The organism is Pseudomonas sp. FW305-E2, from assembly GCF_058782925.1.
In genome coordinates this window covers 13071-28382 of sequence record NZ_JBYSYE010000020.1, presented here as the reverse complement: position 1 = coordinate 28382, position 15312 = coordinate 13071, and the positions used below count along the sequence as shown (strand labels likewise).

9 protein-coding genes are annotated in these 15312 nt (G+C 64.7%); 2 read left to right on the top strand and 7 right to left on the bottom strand.

Features of this window, described 5'->3' with window-relative positions:
* Window positions 1–142: 142 nt before the first annotated feature.
* The 6 genes from AC3WLP_RS16220 to mnxG all read right to left on the bottom strand — a co-directional run bounded on the left by AC3WLP_RS16220 (window position 143) and on the right by mnxG (window position 11635).
* Window positions 143–784, bottom strand: coding sequence for a SurA N-terminal domain-containing protein (locus AC3WLP_RS16220; RefSeq protein ID WP_012052147.1), 642 nt, complete (start codon window positions 782–784; stop codon window positions 143–145).
* Window positions 785–796: 12 nt separating this feature from the next.
* Entirely contained in the window at window positions 797–2287 is a 1491-nt protein-coding gene (locus AC3WLP_RS16215) for a cytochrome c/ABC transporter substrate-binding protein (protein WP_235784397.1), read from the bottom strand.
* A 194-nt stretch (window positions 2288–2481) separates the two neighbouring features.
* Window positions 2482–3147, bottom strand: a complete 666-nt coding sequence (locus AC3WLP_RS16210) for an SCO family protein (protein ID WP_012052145.1) — start codon at window positions 3145–3147, stop codon at window positions 2482–2484.
* Window positions 3144–3800, bottom strand: a complete 657-nt coding sequence (locus AC3WLP_RS16205; RefSeq protein WP_004577519.1) for an SCO family protein — start codon at window positions 3798–3800, stop codon at window positions 3144–3146. Before AC3WLP_RS16205 ends, AC3WLP_RS16210 begins: the two co-directional genes overlap by 4 nt.
* Window positions 3797–5773, bottom strand: coding sequence for a cytochrome D1 domain-containing protein (locus AC3WLP_RS16200; protein WP_012052144.1), 1977 nt, complete (start codon window positions 5771–5773; stop codon window positions 3797–3799). Before AC3WLP_RS16200 ends, AC3WLP_RS16205 begins: the two co-directional genes overlap by 4 nt.
* Before the next feature lie 18 nt (window positions 5774–5791).
* Complete coding sequence (gene mnxG, locus AC3WLP_RS16195; RefSeq protein ID WP_088512693.1) at window positions 5792–11635, bottom strand: manganese-oxidizing multicopper oxidase MnxG; 5844 nt, start codon at window positions 11633–11635, stop codon at window positions 5792–5794.
* Window positions 11636–11963: 328 nt separating this feature from the next.
* Here mnxG and AC3WLP_RS16190 point away from each other — a divergent pair, with 328 nt between their 5' ends.
* Window positions 11964–13037, top strand: a complete 1074-nt coding sequence (locus AC3WLP_RS16190; protein ID WP_012052142.1) for an enoyl-CoA hydratase/isomerase family protein — start codon at window positions 11964–11966, stop codon at window positions 13035–13037.
* 16 nt (window positions 13038–13053) lie between these two features.
* The gene (locus AC3WLP_RS16185) at window positions 13054–14205 is read left to right on the top strand and encodes an acyl-CoA dehydrogenase family protein (protein ID WP_014756960.1); all 1152 of its coding nucleotides are present in this window, start codon (window positions 13054–13056) and stop codon (window positions 14203–14205) included.
* A 116-nt stretch (window positions 14206–14321) separates the two neighbouring features.
* Here AC3WLP_RS16185 and AC3WLP_RS16180 read toward each other — a convergent pair whose 3' ends face one another.
* Window positions 14322–15254 (bottom strand): LysR family transcriptional regulator, encoded by a 933-nt coding sequence (locus AC3WLP_RS16180; protein WP_088512694.1) that lies wholly within the window; start codon window positions 15252–15254, stop codon window positions 14322–14324.
* Between the last annotated feature and the right edge of the window lie 58 nt (window positions 15255–15312).

The window sequence follows — 15312 nt, the reverse complement described above, 5'->3', positions numbered from 1 at the left end:
GCCACTGATTTTACTAGGGTGCTGGCCAGCAACCCACCTACGCTGAGCAGGCGCACCCACCCTGTTCCCCACAAGCGGGGAAAATGATGGCACATTGCCAAACCCTAATTCCCCAGCATTGGGGCAAGCGCCATCAACGGCCTCAGTCAGCGATCTCCACTTTAGCGGACTCGCGCAAACGTTGGCGCACGGATTGGCGCGCCTGCGCCTCCCGCTGCCCGATGAGCGTTGCCCTGGCCAAGGCCAGGCCGTGTTCGCGTATGACCGATGGATTATCACTTTGGTTCTGCGCTCCTTGCAGTCTCTGCTGGTTGGCATCATAAAATGCCTCCACTTCGCCCTGGCTCGGCGCGTCGACTGCGCTGAGCAGGGCGTACACTTGCTGGGCCGCCATCTCATGCCGGGTGTACTCAGTGTACTGCGCCCTGTCGAAGCCCGCCTCTGCCAGTCGCCTTTCGAATAACGCCGGGCTGCCAAACGCCGCTTCTATCTCGCCAATCTGTGCCGACACGTGTTCATCGCTGACGGCAATGCCTTGGCGTTGCGCTTCCTGCCATAACAACTCCTTGTCGATCAGCTCGTCCAGCGCTTGGTCACGCAGGCGTTTGTACAGGCCTGGGTTGCGGATGCTGGTCACCGCTCGCCCCTGGGCGTCCAGGTACTCGCTGAAGTAGCGCTCCAGGCGCATCAACCCGATCTCGACACCATTGACCCGCGCCGCTGGCACATCGGCCCAGCTCACGCTGGTCAGCACCAGCAACAGGCACAACCACACGATCCGCATGACAACCTCCGCTCAAGGGCTGACCGGCACTGGCCGGTAGGGGGTGACCGCAGTAAAGCGTGGCCCGGGCAGGGCCACCGCCACCACATGGGCACCTGCCATGCCCTGGCGGCGACCAGGGCCAAAGCCCAGTGCCGGGGTCAGGCCGGTGGGCACATCGTGCAAGCCTTCGAGCGCAGCAATCAGTTGCTCGCGGCTGGCATCCCGTCCAATCTGCTTCAGCGCTTCGCTCAGCAGGCGCAACGCGCACAGCGTATTGACCTGCAACGACACCTGGCGCGGGTCCAGGCCCTGGCGCTGCTGCAGCCCGGCGAGCGTAGCCTGGCCATGCTCGGTCCAGTCCTCTGGCACGTAGGGGTAGGCCAGAAACAGCCGCTGCGACCACTGCGCCGGCAAGCGCGCCACAGCGCCGGCTACCTGACTGGAAGCGGCGAACAGGTAGGGCTCGCGGCCCGCCACCTGCAACGCCGCCGCCAACTCGGCAAAGGCCTGGGCGCGGCCAAGGAAGACGATGCCCTGCCCGTCCACCGCCTGGCCGTCGAACGCCTGGATAGCGGGTGGCGCCCAGCCCTGCTGTCGTAAACGCTCGCGCACCTGCTCGGCTAACGCGGCGTGTTCGTTACCGGCATACACCACGCGTAACTCATCCGGCGCCAAGCCCAGCGCCACACGGGCATGGCCTGCCAGGCTCAGCAATTGCTCGGGCAAGCCGGGCAGCGGGTCGAAGATCTGTGCACTGCCGCCGCTGCGCGGGGTACTGCCGATCATCGGCACGTTCTGTGGCGCCAGCAAGGTCGTCAGGCGCTGGTCGAGCATGGGCGCCAATGGCGCGATCAGGGCGAACACTCGCTTTTGCTCGAGCAACTGTTGCAAGGCGCGTTCGGCACTGACTGGGTCAGAACCTGAGTCAAGCACCACCATTTCCAGGCGCCGCCCGTGAATGCCGCCTTGCTGATTGAGTTGACCCACGCCGTCTTCCAGCACGGCACGCACCACCTGCCCGGCGTCGGCCAGCGGACCGCTCGCAGGCAGCAGCGTGCCAAGGCGCAGCACGCCCTCTTCCACACCAGGGTCACGTTCTTCGGCCAAGCGTTTGAGATAGGCGGTGAGGTTGCGCTGGTCGGCCAAGGTCAACTCGAAGCGTGGCATGGCCGGGTCGAGGCGATTGCCAGCCGGGTCGATACCCTGCTGGATGGCCCGCGCCAGGCTGCTGTCGGTGTAGGCCGGGTAGCGGCGGCCGTTGGCCTCGCGCGAGCCCTGACCGAGTGCCAGGTGTTGCCAGTCGAGGCTGGGGGGGCGAACACCACCTTCGGCACGGCCACGGCCGTCGTTGCCATGGCAACTGGCGCAGGGCAGCACGCTGGCGGGGACTGTGATACCGCTGGCGCCTACCCGGGCTTGCAATTGAGCGTCGCTACTGGAAACGCCCTCGCGGTAAAGGCGTTTGCCGGCTTGTTCGTGGTCGGTCAGGTCCAGGGCCAGGGCTGAGGTCGAAGATGCCATGCCAAGCACGCATGTGAGCCATATCGCAAGCCCTGTGGGCGCGGCCTTGCGTCGCGAAAGGCGCGCGCAGCGCGCCCCTCTTTCTGCGCTTAAGCTGCCACTGCCGGGGCTGCTGCGCAGCCCTTTCGCGACGCAAGACCGCTCCCACAACAGGTGATGCCACAGAGGCCAGTTCCCCAGGCGGCCCATGATACTTACCGACCTGCCAGCGGCTGGGTCAACAGCTGCATGCGCTGGGCAATCGCCGCTGGCGGTGCATCCGGGCGAATCTTGCTCCAGCGTTTACCTGCAACATCACCGGCAATCAGCTGCGTCGAATGCTGCTCGGGACTCGGCAGGAACTGCCCTATACGGCCAAGCACCAGGTCGACATTGGCCTTGTCACCGGTCAGGAACAACCAGTTCGGCCCATCCACCCCTTGCTTGGCAGCGAACGCCTTCAGCGCCTCGGGGGTGTCGTTCAGCGGGTCACTGCTGATCGACACGAAGGTCACCTGGGCGGCCAGGGCTGGCCCCATGGCCTCGCGCACCTCGCGCAGCTTGCGGGTGATCAACGGGCAGGCATCGGTGCAATGGGTGAAGATCACGTTGAGCATCACCACCTTGTCCTTGAGCACGTCACTGTAAAAGCGCAGCTCGCGGCCATTCTGGTCCTTCAGCACGGTGTCGGTGAACCAGGTCTTGGCGTCGCGTGTACCGCCACCACTGGCCATCGCCTGCGGTGCTGGCTGCGGCTCGGGGGGTTGCGGCGCATGGCCTTCGTGGGCGAACGCCACCGACGTGAGGATCCACAGGCAGCCACCCAGTACCAGCCAGTCGAATGCGCGCATCCCAGCGCGGTGGGAGGTTGCAGTGCTCATGGTTGCACCTCGTGATGGTCGGCAATGGCGGTGCTCTTGGCATGTACCCGGCGCGCACTGAGGCGGTTGATTTCTTCGATCAATACGCCCGGGTCGGTGAAGCCGTAGTAACGCGTCCAGTGCCCGCTACGCCCGTCACCCACCAGTATCAGCGGCGGGTGCTGGCTGAGGTCGGCGTTGAAGCTGCCCAGCCCCTTCAGGGTTTCGGTGATGGCGTACGGGGTACCGGTCAGCCAGCTCCAGCCCGGCCCTTTCTGGAATGCCTTGGCATAGTTTTGCAGGCGCTTGGCGTCGTCACGCTGAGGGTCGACACTGATCGACACCAGGCGAACCTCCTCGCCTACCCGGCCGCCCAGCTGCTGCTGGACCTTGCCCATGATTGACGACACCACCGGGCATACCGTGGTGCAGCTGGTGTAAATGAAGCCCATGACCACCAGATGGTCACCCACCAGGTCTTTCTCCAGACGTACCGGCATGCCTTCCTGGTTCAGCAGCGACACATCGGCAAAACGCACACTGGCCTTTTCCTGATGCGCCGCCGGGGGCTGCCCGGCATGGCCGTCATGCGCGTGACCGGCGTGGGCCATGGCCAGGTGGCTGGCGAATGCCAGGCTCAGGGCCAACAGTGTGCAAGCAGGCTTGGCGTTCATCGCACATTCCTCACGTCAGTCTGGGAGGCGTTGGTTGCAGCAGCCGGCAGAACGCGCAGGCTGGTGTAGTTTTCTTCGGCAAACTTGCGCCCCAACGAGGGCGACTGCACATGCAGGTACCAGGCGCCGGCCTCAGGCAAGTTCAGCGCTGCCTGGTAGACGCCCTCGCCCACCTCTTGCAGCTGCAGGTTGCGCGGCATCGACGATGGCGCCAGGAAGTAGCGCAGGCTCAAGTCGTTCAGGCCCAGGCGCGGCTGCCCGTCGTCACCGACAATCCGTACCCGCGCGGTGAAGTCGCTGTGCTGCGGCAGCGGCTGGTCGAGGCCAATGAACTCGGCACGCGCACCTTTACGTTTGCTGGCATCGCTCCCTGCGGCCACTTCGGTACTGAAGCAATGAATGATTTGCGGCTGGTTGAGCAGGAAGGCAACGTCGAACTTGCCGGCGGCGGGCAGCTTCACCGTCGAGCCATACACCCCGGGGGCCACTTCGCGCAGGCTGCGGTCAACGACGATGGCGGCGCGGGCCTGGTGGCCGCGGTTGTTGTAGCCGGACATCGGGGCATTCATGCCTTCAGCATAGAAGTAGGTGGTGTTGTCCACCGGGTTGACCACGAACACCGAATTGTCATCACGCGATACCGACAGCCCCTGGGCCAGTGGCAGGTCGCCGGCCTGGCGCGGCGCTGCCGGGCCAGCCTCGAAGCCTTGCACGATGGGCGCACGCCCCTCGCCCAGGCTGGCCAGATTGATCATGCTCACTTTCGGCGAGGCCAGGCCACGCACATAGGCATAGCCTTTGGTGAACGTCAGCTGGTACGGTTCGGCCGCCACCGGGATGCGGTGGATCAGCTTGTCGGTACTGGCGTCGATGACCAGGGCCTGGTTCTCCAGGGTATTGAGCACGAGGCCGTAGCGGCCATCATGGCTGAAGCGCATCGGCCCCAGGCCCTGTTCGGCCTGGACCGTGTGGCGCAACTGATGGCTGCGGGCATCGAACACCCGTACGCTGCCCTCCTCGCCATCGACCACGTACACAGCCTGGGACAGCGCCGAATAGCTGACCGACAGCGGGTGCGGGCCTACCTTGATGGTCTTGGCCAGGCGCATTTCCGGGATGTCGATGACGCTCAGGGTGCCGCTGTCGCGATTGCTAACATAGGCATAGCGCGAGTCGGCGCTGAAGGCGATTTCGTGGTGCCCGGTACCGGTGTTGAAGTGCTTCATGGCGCTGCGCCCCGGCACGTCGATCACTGTTACCCCGCCTTTGCCCGGGTCGCTGCTGTTGTTGCCAACCCACAGCCGATGCTGGTCCGGCTGCAGGGCCACGCGAAGCGGCTGGTCGCCGGCGTCCAGGTCGGCCACGCGGGTGAAGGTTTCGGTATCGATCACCGAGACCTTGCCCCGCTCGGGTATCGACACGAAAACCTGCTTGTCGTCGCTGGTGGCCGCCCAGTCCATGGGCCGCCCTGGCAGCTCGATGCGGGCCATGGTGCTGGTCACGCCCCCCACCGACACCGTCGGGTCGATCACTGTCAGGCTGGCGTCATTGTTCAACATCAGCAAGAAGTAGCTGTTCAGGTCGAGCAGCGGCCGGGCCCCGATGCTGCTCTTGAGAAACAGCGCGACCCGCGCCTTGCAGCTCTGCTCGCGGTCCCCGGCCGGGGCCGACTGCGCCGGGTCGATCCACGCCCCCGGGGCCATGCCCGACAGCGGTTGGCCACTGGTCTGGTCGCTGAGCTTGAAGCGGATGTTGGCGAAGCCGCCCTCCTTCAGTTCGCCGCCGGCCAATGGCCGGGCCTCGAACTCCACGTTCACGCCGTCCCGGCTGAGCCGGTGCAAGGCCTGCGAGCCGCCCCGTTCCTGCAACAGCTCGCGCGGGTCGCACCATAGCTTTTCGTACGCCACGCCCAGGCCGATCAGCGCTACCCCCAGCACTACCCCCAGGTAAGCAGGGCGAGTCTTTTTGTTCATGCTCGCGTTCCCCTTCCGTCACTGCGCCGGGGCCGTTGCCGGCGGCGCTTCATTGGTCACCCGCAAGATCCCCCACAGCCCCGAGAGGTTGCCGTAGGCGGCGTAGTCGCGGAACAGGTAGTCACCCGCCACCGCGTTGGCACCGCCAGCACTCGGCAACATGAAGCTGAAGTGCGCCGCTGGCAGTACGCTTTCCTGCGCGCCGATGTACATGGCCATCGGGTTGTAGCCAAAGCGCACCGAACCGATACCAGGCAGGCCAATCGGGTAACCGTCCGCATCGCTCTTCTCGGCCTGGTAGTTGTGCAGTGGCCATACGTGCCCGTCCAGCTGGTAGACCATGCCGCGGCTGCCACCACTGGGCATCACGATATGGTTGCGCACCGGTTGGCCAGGCTTGGCGTACAGCACCGGGGTTTGCGGGTCGCCACCGACCAGGGCGTTGGCGTAGGCCATGTGGGCGTTGGGTACATCACCAAAGCCCAGGCCATTGGCGCGGCCGAATGGCGAGTCGGGCGCCATGCCGAAGCGCAGCCACAACGGTTCGGTCTTGTAGTTGACCGCCATGTTGCCGTTGTCTTGCGGGTCACCGGCAGCACCGTTGCCTTCGGTATTGATGCCTTCTACCGGACGGCCATCGGCCCAGCGCATGTTCAGTGCGCGCTGCCACACCGTGACGAAGTCGCGGTAGTCCGGCTGGCCGCTGACCTTCACCGTGGCCTGGGTACGGGTAGCAGTATCCTCGGTCCAGGTGGCGGTTTGCGGCAGGATGCTCATGGCGCCCACCAGGCCTTTCTGCGGCTGCTTGATGAAGTCTGACGGGGTCAGGTTGAGGCCGCCGAACTCGATAGGCGTGGTGTTTATGTTGTCCACCGTGCGGCCCAGCTGCGACACCGGTTTGCCTTCACGCTCCAGGTGGCCGGCGTAGTACTGGTACTCCTTGGTCGGGTAAGCGCCGCTGGTGCCGGCACGTGGTGGCACGGTCTGCACCGGGTTCAGGCCAACGTTGGCACCGTCTGACTTGGTGATGTCGTAGGCCAGCAGTTGCGCATGCAGGCCCACGTGGCTGGACGGCCGCATCAGGTTGTTGGCAAAGGCGGTGGAGCCTTCGCTGTCGAAGCGGTCACGCTTGACCACGTTGTGCATCACTGCAGTGCTCGGCAGGTCTGGCATCACCAGTGGCAAGCGGTTCTCCAGGGTGATGCTGATGCAGTCGCCGGCATTGGCGCGCAATACCAGCGGCTCTACCGGGACACCCGCCTTGAGCTTGCCGGTGGTGGCATCGAGGTCAGCCTTGCGCACGTACAGGATCGCGGTCGGGTCATGCAGCGGCGCACTGTGGCCACCGATGGTGAAAGGCTCCCCATCTTCGGGGTCTACCCCGCTCACCAGTGGGATGGCGGTTCTACGGCTGTTGAACACCAGGGTGCCGCCGTTGGCCTTGAGCGCGCCACCGACATGCTGGCCGACGCCCGCCGGGTCGTTGATGCTGACGCCGTTACGGTTTTCGAGGATGTCGTTGGCCAGCGCTGCGACGATCTCGTAGCTGCGCTTGACCGTGGTGCGGGTACCGATGCCGTTCGGGTTGGCCGTGGTTTTCGGGCAGATGCCGTTGAAGTTCACGGTGTTGCGCATGGCCACCGGCTGCGGGTTGTTGGGCAGCGGGAACAGGTCGGCACGCTGCGCGGTGTAGTTGCGCATGATGCCCCAGATACCGTTCCAATAGCCCTCCAGGGCCGCGTCCAGCGAGTACAGGTAGTCGCCGTTGGTGGCTGCCGAACTGGAGATCATCGACACCGGCGCCATGAAGCCCAACTGCTCGGAGATGCCGATCATTTGCGACGACTTCCAGCCCGAGTTGGAGCTGTTGCCGAAGCCAGAACCGTTCTGCAGCCATTTCACGCCGTGCAGGGTGACGTTGTGCTCCTCTTCATGGCCACCGGCGTGCATGCGCAGGCGCACGTTGTCGCCGGAATAGGTGCGCAGCAACGGGGTGAACGGGTCGCCCGGCTCGGCGCCAGCCGTGTTGATATGCGGCGGGAACAGCGTAGTGCCGCCGGTAGGGCCGACTGCCGAGGTAATCGCCGATGGCGACAGGTTCATCGCCGGGATGGCGCGGTCGGTACGGGTTTGCAGGGCATAGCTGAGGTCGCCGGCCAGGCCGTCGGCCTGCATGCCACGCTTGCCGTCCGGGCCGACCTTGTTCGGGTCATACACGCGCAGGGCCAGCGGTTCGTTGCGGTAGTTGACGACGAACATCCCCGGGTCATCCACCGAGATCGCCTGCGGGCATGGCCGGCTTGGGCAGCCCGGGTTGAGACCGCCGCGTTTCTCGACGATGGCTTCGAGCAGGTTCGACGCCTTGCCGCGCACGGGCGGGTTGATGGCGTAGCGGAAGCTGTCGGCTGTGGCCGGGTACGACTGGGCATTGGGAATGCCGTCCGGCCCTGCGCCTACGTACACCCCGGCTTCATAGGCATGCTGGAAGTCACTGTACTCCAGGAAGAACTCGCGGTAGCTGTCGTTCTTGCCGTCGCCATCGTGGTCGCCGGTCTGGATCACCGCCTGCCACGAGGTCGGGCCGCCGTCCTGGCGCGTGGCCGGGTTGTACAGTTGCTCGCCGGTTTCGGCGTGGTACCAGGTGGAGCCGGCCGGTTCGGCCAGCACGGTGGCATACAGGCCCAGTTGCTGGTGGGTCGATGGGCCAAGGTGGTCATGGGTGAAGATGGTACCCAGGCCACGGTCGACGTTATGCACGTTCACCAGCGGGTCAGCGAACCAGCGCTGCATGGCTGTACGCGCGCCCAGCCAGTCGGCGCGACCAAAGCGGCCGAAGTACGGGTGCTGTCTGGCTTTCGGGCAGGCAGCGGTGCCATCGCGGCTATCCCCATCAGTGCAACCGTTGTAAGTACGAATGGCATGCACGCGCTCGACCACGCTACCGGGCGAAAGAATGCCGTCTTCGTAGTTCCAGCCGTTGGCCGAGCCGTCGGCAGCGGTCAGGTCCCACTTGGGCAGGTGGATGTGCTGGCCGATCACGTCGGTCGGGGTGCGCACCTGGTAATCGTCCATCTCATAGATGTTCGGGATCAGGTTGGTGTGCTGGTACATCGCGCAGTCGAAGGTGTTCATGCGCATCACCAGCGGCTCTGGCGGGCGCTGCTTGGTAATGACCGGCCAAGCGTCTTCCCACAGGGCAATGATGCGTGCCTGCGGGAAGTGGTAGCCCACTTTGTTGTACACCGCGTCGAACTGGATGTTGGCCCCTTTGTAGATGCGTGGGCGGTCGGCAGTGAAGGCCGAGGCGCCACGGAAGTTCACGCCCGTCAGGCTCTCTCCACTGTTGAACTCCCCTACCCCGGAAGACTGGGTCAGGCGTTTTCCACGGTCATCCATGCACGGCTCGTAGAACGGCGCACCCGCAGTCGGCAAGGCGCCGTTGGTGCGGAACGCACTGGCCACTGGCTGGCTGCCGGGGATCAATGCATAGCTGGGGTGTTCAGCCATGGCGTGGAACTGCATGGCGGCCTGCTCGACATCGGTGCCCTCTTCCGGCAGGTAGATGGGCTTGGCCTTGTGCACGACCTTGGTGAAGTCCAGTTTGGTGGTGGTGGTCTCCGCCACGCCACCGGCGGACACACCGTCCAGTGCATGGCGGCCAAGGCCGCCGTCCCAGCCATCGACCTGGTTCGCATCCAGGTTGGCCCACAGGGCTTTACCACTGTCTTTCAGTTGCCGGGCCAGGGCCGGGTCGAGCATGTCCAGGGGCGGGGTTGGCGGGCGGTTGCCCACGCTGCTTTCCATGCCGCCGATCCAGAACGGGTAGCCTGGGTTTTTCAGCGTGCCGTCGGCATTGCGGTTGGCCTCGGTGCGATCGACCAGCGCCAGCGAGCCCACGGCCTTGCGCACGGGCGCCTCGCTGGCGTGGTCGTCATCATCCTCGTCTTCGTGGTCATCATCGTTGGCGGCAACCAACGCTTCGGAGAGCTTGGGCACGACCACGACTTTGCCGGGCATGGGCGCCATGGCCTTGCCGGGCAACGGCACAATGGCCGGAATCGGCGTACCGGCAACGATCTCGCCATCGGGCAGGGCCCGGGCGCCAACGGCCGGCTTACCGCTACGCAGGGCGAACGGGGTACTGTGGAAGCCATTCTCGCCCTGCCCGCTTACCTCCAGACGCGTGCCTTCTTCGAACACGTCATGCACCCGCCACATGGCCCACATGCCCTGGGCGAAGTGCGGGTAGAAGTGACAGTGGTAAATGGCATCGCCGGCAACGCGGTTGCGGTTGCCCGAACCACCGTTGGCGATTTCGTAGGTGTAGCCGACACCGGCGCCGATGCCTTGGGCATCGATGTAGTCGGAGTTGTCGTCATTGGGGTTGAACAACCACTGATGGCCGTGCAAGTGGAAGATGTGCTGCTCGTGCCCGTTGTGGGTGTTGCGGAACTTGGTGAAGTCACCGATATAGCTGTGGTGCACGTTGGCAGGCTCTGAGGGGTAGAGGGCCATGCTGGCCTTGACCCCGACGGCGCTGGCCGGCGGCACCTCGCCCGGACGGATGTGTTCCAGGCCAACGTTGGCCGGTACATCCACCAGGGTGCCTATATCGCCGACCGTGTGGGCGCTGAGGAAGAACTCCTCATAGGCACACGACAGGCAGTCGTGCATCGGGCCCACCCCCAAGCGGTTGGCCACCACTTCGGCACCCATGCCACCAGAGCCGTAATTGATCATGAACGAATCGCGCGCCGGCTCCAGCACGTGGCCCATCACCGGGTCGGCCCAGTAGCCAGGGAAGGCCTGGGTACCGGCAACCTCGTCGGCGAACTGCGAGGCGAAATCACGGAACGCTTCCAGTCGGTTGGGCAGCGCCGGGTTGCGTTTGCCCGCGCTTTCCAGCGGGTAAGTGGAACTGGGGAAGCTACCGTCAGGGTTGGGCCCCATGACGATGGCATCGGTTTCGCTGCTGATGATCTCGTTGCCGTTGACCATGGCAATGATCGGTTTGCCGGCCTTGCCTTCGGCGATCCACGGTTCGACCTGCGGATAACGGGCTTCGTAGTCGATCACGGGCTGGCCGGTGGCGGTTCGACCCGTGGTGGCCAGGCGCATTTCTTCTTCAGTGAGGGTGTTGCGGTAGGTACGGCCCAGTTTGGGCACGACCACCACCTGGCCGAACAGGCCGTTGGAGACATTGCCCGCCGTGCCCTCGCCGCCGAACGTAGCGGCTTTGCTGGTGGCGGCGAAGGCCCCTTCGCGCTCGGCATACAGGGTGTAGCTGCGGGTGCTGCCGGGGCTGACGAAGAAGTTGCCGTTACGCCCGGTATAGGCGGAAATATCGGCAATGCTGTTCACCGCCTGCATCCCGTTGACCTGGAAGCCAACCATACGCTCGGCCACCTGTTCGTCGGCGACAAAGCCTTCGCCGCCTTCGTTTTCAACCTCCGGCCCCTCTTCCTCACCCTCGGGCTCTTCAGCCTCGATGCCGTGCTTGTTGGGGTTCGCCTTGTAATCCAGCAGGTTGGTCAGGTTGACCGTCAGGCAGTCACCGGCCGCCACGCGCAGCACGATAGGCCGCGGGCGCTTGTCGGGGCGCAGGGTGACCTTGCCCGGTACCGCGGCCCCGCCCTTGCTGAGGGGGACGTGCTTGTCGTCCACCACGTCCTCACGGAGGGCAAACATCATGCCGTTGGCGTTTTGCGCGCCAAGGCGGTTGAACATCAGTGGCTGGTCCAGTGCCACCACGTTGGCGACCAGGGTGCGCTGGCACTGCACAGCCGCCTCGCTGGTTGCTTCCCAGCCAAGCAAGGCCAGTACAAGTGATGACAGGATGGGGCCTTTGAGCGGCGTCGACATGCTGCACCTCCGGGACACAGGATCTCTGCGGGGAGCTGGAGCAAGGTGTGTGCCAGAAGAAAAGTTCAATATTAATCAATAACTTGTACGATCAACCGCAACGGATTGGGGAGGATCCCCCAGCAGGATCCCCCGAATCGGGGGACGGAATCCCGTGGGGGCAAAGGCTGCTCCACAAGCGCGCGCTGGCCTCACACAAGGTAAAAACGCACGGTACCCTTGCACAATTGTCGATTGTGCAAGGCAAATTCGCATGCCAGGATCCTGCGATCCTCCAGCGAACTCCAGACTTCACTTGGAAAATCAATAACAAAGCAGGGAGAACGCAATGACTGCACACGCTCATACCCCGGCAGCAACCGACCATGTACTGGCCGAGGTCCGCAACCAGATCGGCCACCTGACCCTGAACCGCCCAGCCGGTCTCAATGCCCTGACCCTGGACATGGTGCGCAGCCTGCGTCAGCACCTGGACCAGTGGGCCGACAACCCGCAGGTACGCGCCGTGGTCCTGCGCGGCGAAGGCCCCAAGGGGTTCTGTGCCGGTGGCGATATCCGCTCGCTGTACGACAGCTTCAAGGCCGGCGACACGCTGCATGAAACCTTTTTCGTCGAAGAGTACGCCCTCGACCTGGTCATCCACCGCTACCGCAAGCCAATACTGGTGGTAATGGACGGCTTCACCCTCGGGGGCGGCATGGGCCTGGCCCAAGGCTGCGACCTGCGCGTGGTCACCGAGCGCAGCCGGCTGGGCATGCCCGAGGTTGGCATCGGCTACTTCCCGGACGTGGGCGGCAGCTACTTCCTCTCGCGCATCCCCGGCGAGCTGGGCATCTACCTGGGTGTCAGCGGTGCCCAGATCCAGGCGGCCGACGCCTTGTACTGCGGCCTGGCCGACTGGTACCTGGCCAGCGATCAGCTCGCTGCCCTCGACCGGGGCCTCGACCAGCTCGACTTCAGCGACCACCCGCTCAAGGACCTGCAAAACCTGCTGGCCAGGCTCGGCACCCAGACACTGGATGATGCGCCACTGGAAAAGCTGCGCCCGGCCATCGACCACTTCTTCGCCCTGCCCGACCTGCCAGCCATCGTCGAGCAACTGCGTGCGGTGAGCCTTGGCGACAGCCACGCCTGGGCGGTGGCCACCGCCGATCAGTTGGAAACCCGCTCGCCTCTGGCCATGGCGGTTACGCTGGAGATGCTGCGCCGGGGGCGCGAGCTGGGCATTGACGACTGCTTTGCCATGGAACTGCACCTGGACCGCCAGTGGTTCCAGCACGGCGACATCATCGAAGGCGTGCGTGCCCTGATCATCGACAAGGACAAGCAGCCCCGCTGGAACCCGCCGACCCTGGCCGCGCTGCAAGGCCAGCGGGTCGAACAATTCTTCGAAGGCTTGTGAGCCCGGGAGTACACAGATGCAAGACCTCGAACTGAGCGAAGAACAGATCATGATCCGCGACATGGCCCGGGACTTTGCCCGTGGCGAAATCGCACCCCATGCCCAGGCTTGGGAAAAGGCCGGCTGGATCGATGATGGCGTGGTGCGCAAGATGGGCGAACTGGGCCTGTTGGGCATGGTGGTGCCCGAGGACTTCGGCGGCAGCTACACCGACTATGTCGCCTATGCCCTGGCCGTGGAAGAGATCGCCGCCGGCTGCGGCGCCACCGGGGCGATGATGAGCATCCACAACTCGGTAGGTTGCGGCCCGCTGCTGGCCTACGGCACCGCCGACCAGCAACAGCAGTGGCTGCCACGCCTGGCCAGCGGCGAGGTGATTGGCTGCTTCTGCCTGACCGAGCCACAGGCCGGCTCCGAGGCGCACAACCTGCGCACCCGCGCCGAGCGGGTGGATGGCCAGTGGGTCATCAACGGTGCCAAGCAGTTCGTCAGCAATGCCCGCCGTGCCGGCCTGGCGATCGTCTTCGCAGTGACCGACCCGGAGCTGGGCAAGAAAGGCCTGTCGGCGTTCCTGGTGCCCACCGACAACCCTGGGTTCAAGGTTGACCGCAGCGAGCACAAGATGGGCATTCGCGCCTCCGACACCTGCGCAGTGACCTTCGACAACTGCCGCATTCCTGCCGCCAATATCCTCGGTGAGCGTGGCAAGGGCCTGGCCATTGCCCTGTCCAACCTCGAAGGCGGCCGTATCGGCATTGCCGCCCAGGCCTTGGGCATCGCCCGCGCCGCATTCGAAGCGGCGCTGGTCTACTCGCGTGACCGCATACAGTTTGGCAAGCCGATCAACGAACACCAGAGCATCGCCAATCTGCTGGCTGACATGCAGGTGCAGGTGAACGCCGCACGTTTGCTGATCCTGCATGCCGCCCGCCTGCGCAGCGCCGGCAAGCCGTGCCTGTCGGAAGCGTCACAGGCCAAGCTCTTCGCTTCGGAGATGGCCGAGCGGGTGTGCTCGATGGCCATCCAGGTGCATGGTGGGTACGGCTATCTGGAAGATTACCCGGTGGAGCGCTACTACCGGGATGCGCGGATTACCCAGATCTATGAAGGGTCGAGCGAGATCCAGCGCATGCTGATTGCACGGGAATTGAAAAACTATCCGCTGTAACGCAAAGGCAACGCGGTTCTTGGGGGCGCGGGCGACGCTGTGGCTGGCACCGGCTTTGCCGGTGTTCGCGGGCGCGCCCGCGCCCACAGGAATGTCACCGCGGCAAACTTCTCGCCTCAGCGCCAATACCGCGCGTCATCCACCACCCTGGCATGCCCCTCGAACAGCGCCGGCAACTGCTCCTTGAGGTAGTCGATCCAGGTGCGCACCTTGGCGTCCAGGTAGTGGCGTGACGGATACATCGCATACAGCGCACTCTCCCTCAACCGATACGGTGCCAACAACCGGCGCAAGCGCCCCTGCTCGATCGCCTCGCTGGCGGTGTAGAACGGCAGCAGGCCAATGCCCATGCCCAGCTCGCTGGCCACCAGCATGGCGTCGGCAACGTTGGTGGAAAAACTGTCATTCGGCGCGATCACGCACTGGTCAACCCCTTGCGGGAACACCCAATCGCCTTCGTACATCGGGTAAGCCATGCGCAGGCAGCGATGGCCGTGCAAGTCTTCGGGGCGCTCCGGTACACCGTGGGTATCCAGGTAACCGGGGGCCGCGCAGGGGATGCTGAAAATGTTGCCCAGCGGCACAGCGATCAGCTGCGAATCCGGCAGCGCACCGTCCACGGTGATCACCACGTCATGCCCTTCTGCCAGCGGGTCGGGGTTACGCTGCGACAGCGTCAGCTCAATCACCACTTCCGGGTATAGCGTGTTGTAGCCGGCCACCAGCGGCATCAGCAACAGCCCCATGCCGTGCGGGCAGTGCAAACGCAGATGGCCGCGAGGCGTGAGGTGCGCCCCTCGCGCTTCGCCCACGGCTTCTTCGGTCAGCAGCATGATCTGCCGAGCACGCTCCAGAAACCGCTCACCCGCCTCGCTCATGCGCAAGCGCCGGGTGGTGCGGTGCAGCAGGCGGGTCTGCAGCTGGTTCTCCAGCTCGGCAATGATGCGCGAAACCTGCGCTGCAGAAATATCCAGAGCATTGGCAGCTGCAGCGAAGCTGCCACATTCCACCACACGGGTGAAGGTACGCATGGCATGCAGCATGTCCATGAAGGTGGGCTCCTTTCTTTGTCTTATTCTTGCGTTACAGGCAGGAATCTATCACGGT

What these genes read in the sequence shown, in the direction of transcription:
- AC3WLP_RS16220 (WP_012052147.1), bottom strand. Translation starts at nt 784, where the DNA reads ATGCGGATCGTGTGGTTGTGCCTGTTGCTGGTGCTGACCAGCGTGAGC.
- AC3WLP_RS16215 (WP_235784397.1), bottom strand. Translation starts at nt 2,287, where the DNA reads ATGGCATCTTCGACCTCAGCCCTGGCCCTGGACCTGACCGACCACGAA.
- AC3WLP_RS16210 (WP_012052145.1), bottom strand. Translation starts at nt 3,147, where the DNA reads ATGAGCACTGCAACCTCCCACCGCGCTGGGATGCGCGCATTCGACTGG.
- AC3WLP_RS16205 (WP_004577519.1), bottom strand. Translation starts at nt 3,800, where the DNA reads ATGAACGCCAAGCCTGCTTGCACACTGTTGGCCCTGAGCCTGGCATTC.
- AC3WLP_RS16200 (WP_012052144.1), bottom strand. Translation starts at nt 5,773, where the DNA reads ATGAACAAAAAGACTCGCCCTGCTTACCTGGGGGTAGTGCTGGGGGTA.
- mnxG (WP_088512693.1), bottom strand. Translation starts at nt 11,635, where the DNA reads ATGTCGACGCCGCTCAAAGGCCCCATCCTGTCATCACTTGTACTGGCC.
- AC3WLP_RS16190 (WP_012052142.1), top strand. Translation starts at nt 11,964, where the DNA reads ATGACTGCACACGCTCATACCCCGGCAGCAACCGACCATGTACTGGCC.
- AC3WLP_RS16185 (WP_014756960.1), top strand. Translation starts at nt 13,054, where the DNA reads ATGCAAGACCTCGAACTGAGCGAAGAACAGATCATGATCCGCGACATG.
- AC3WLP_RS16180 (WP_088512694.1), bottom strand. Translation starts at nt 15,254, where the DNA reads ATGGACATGCTGCATGCCATGCGTACCTTCACCCGTGTGGTGGAATGT.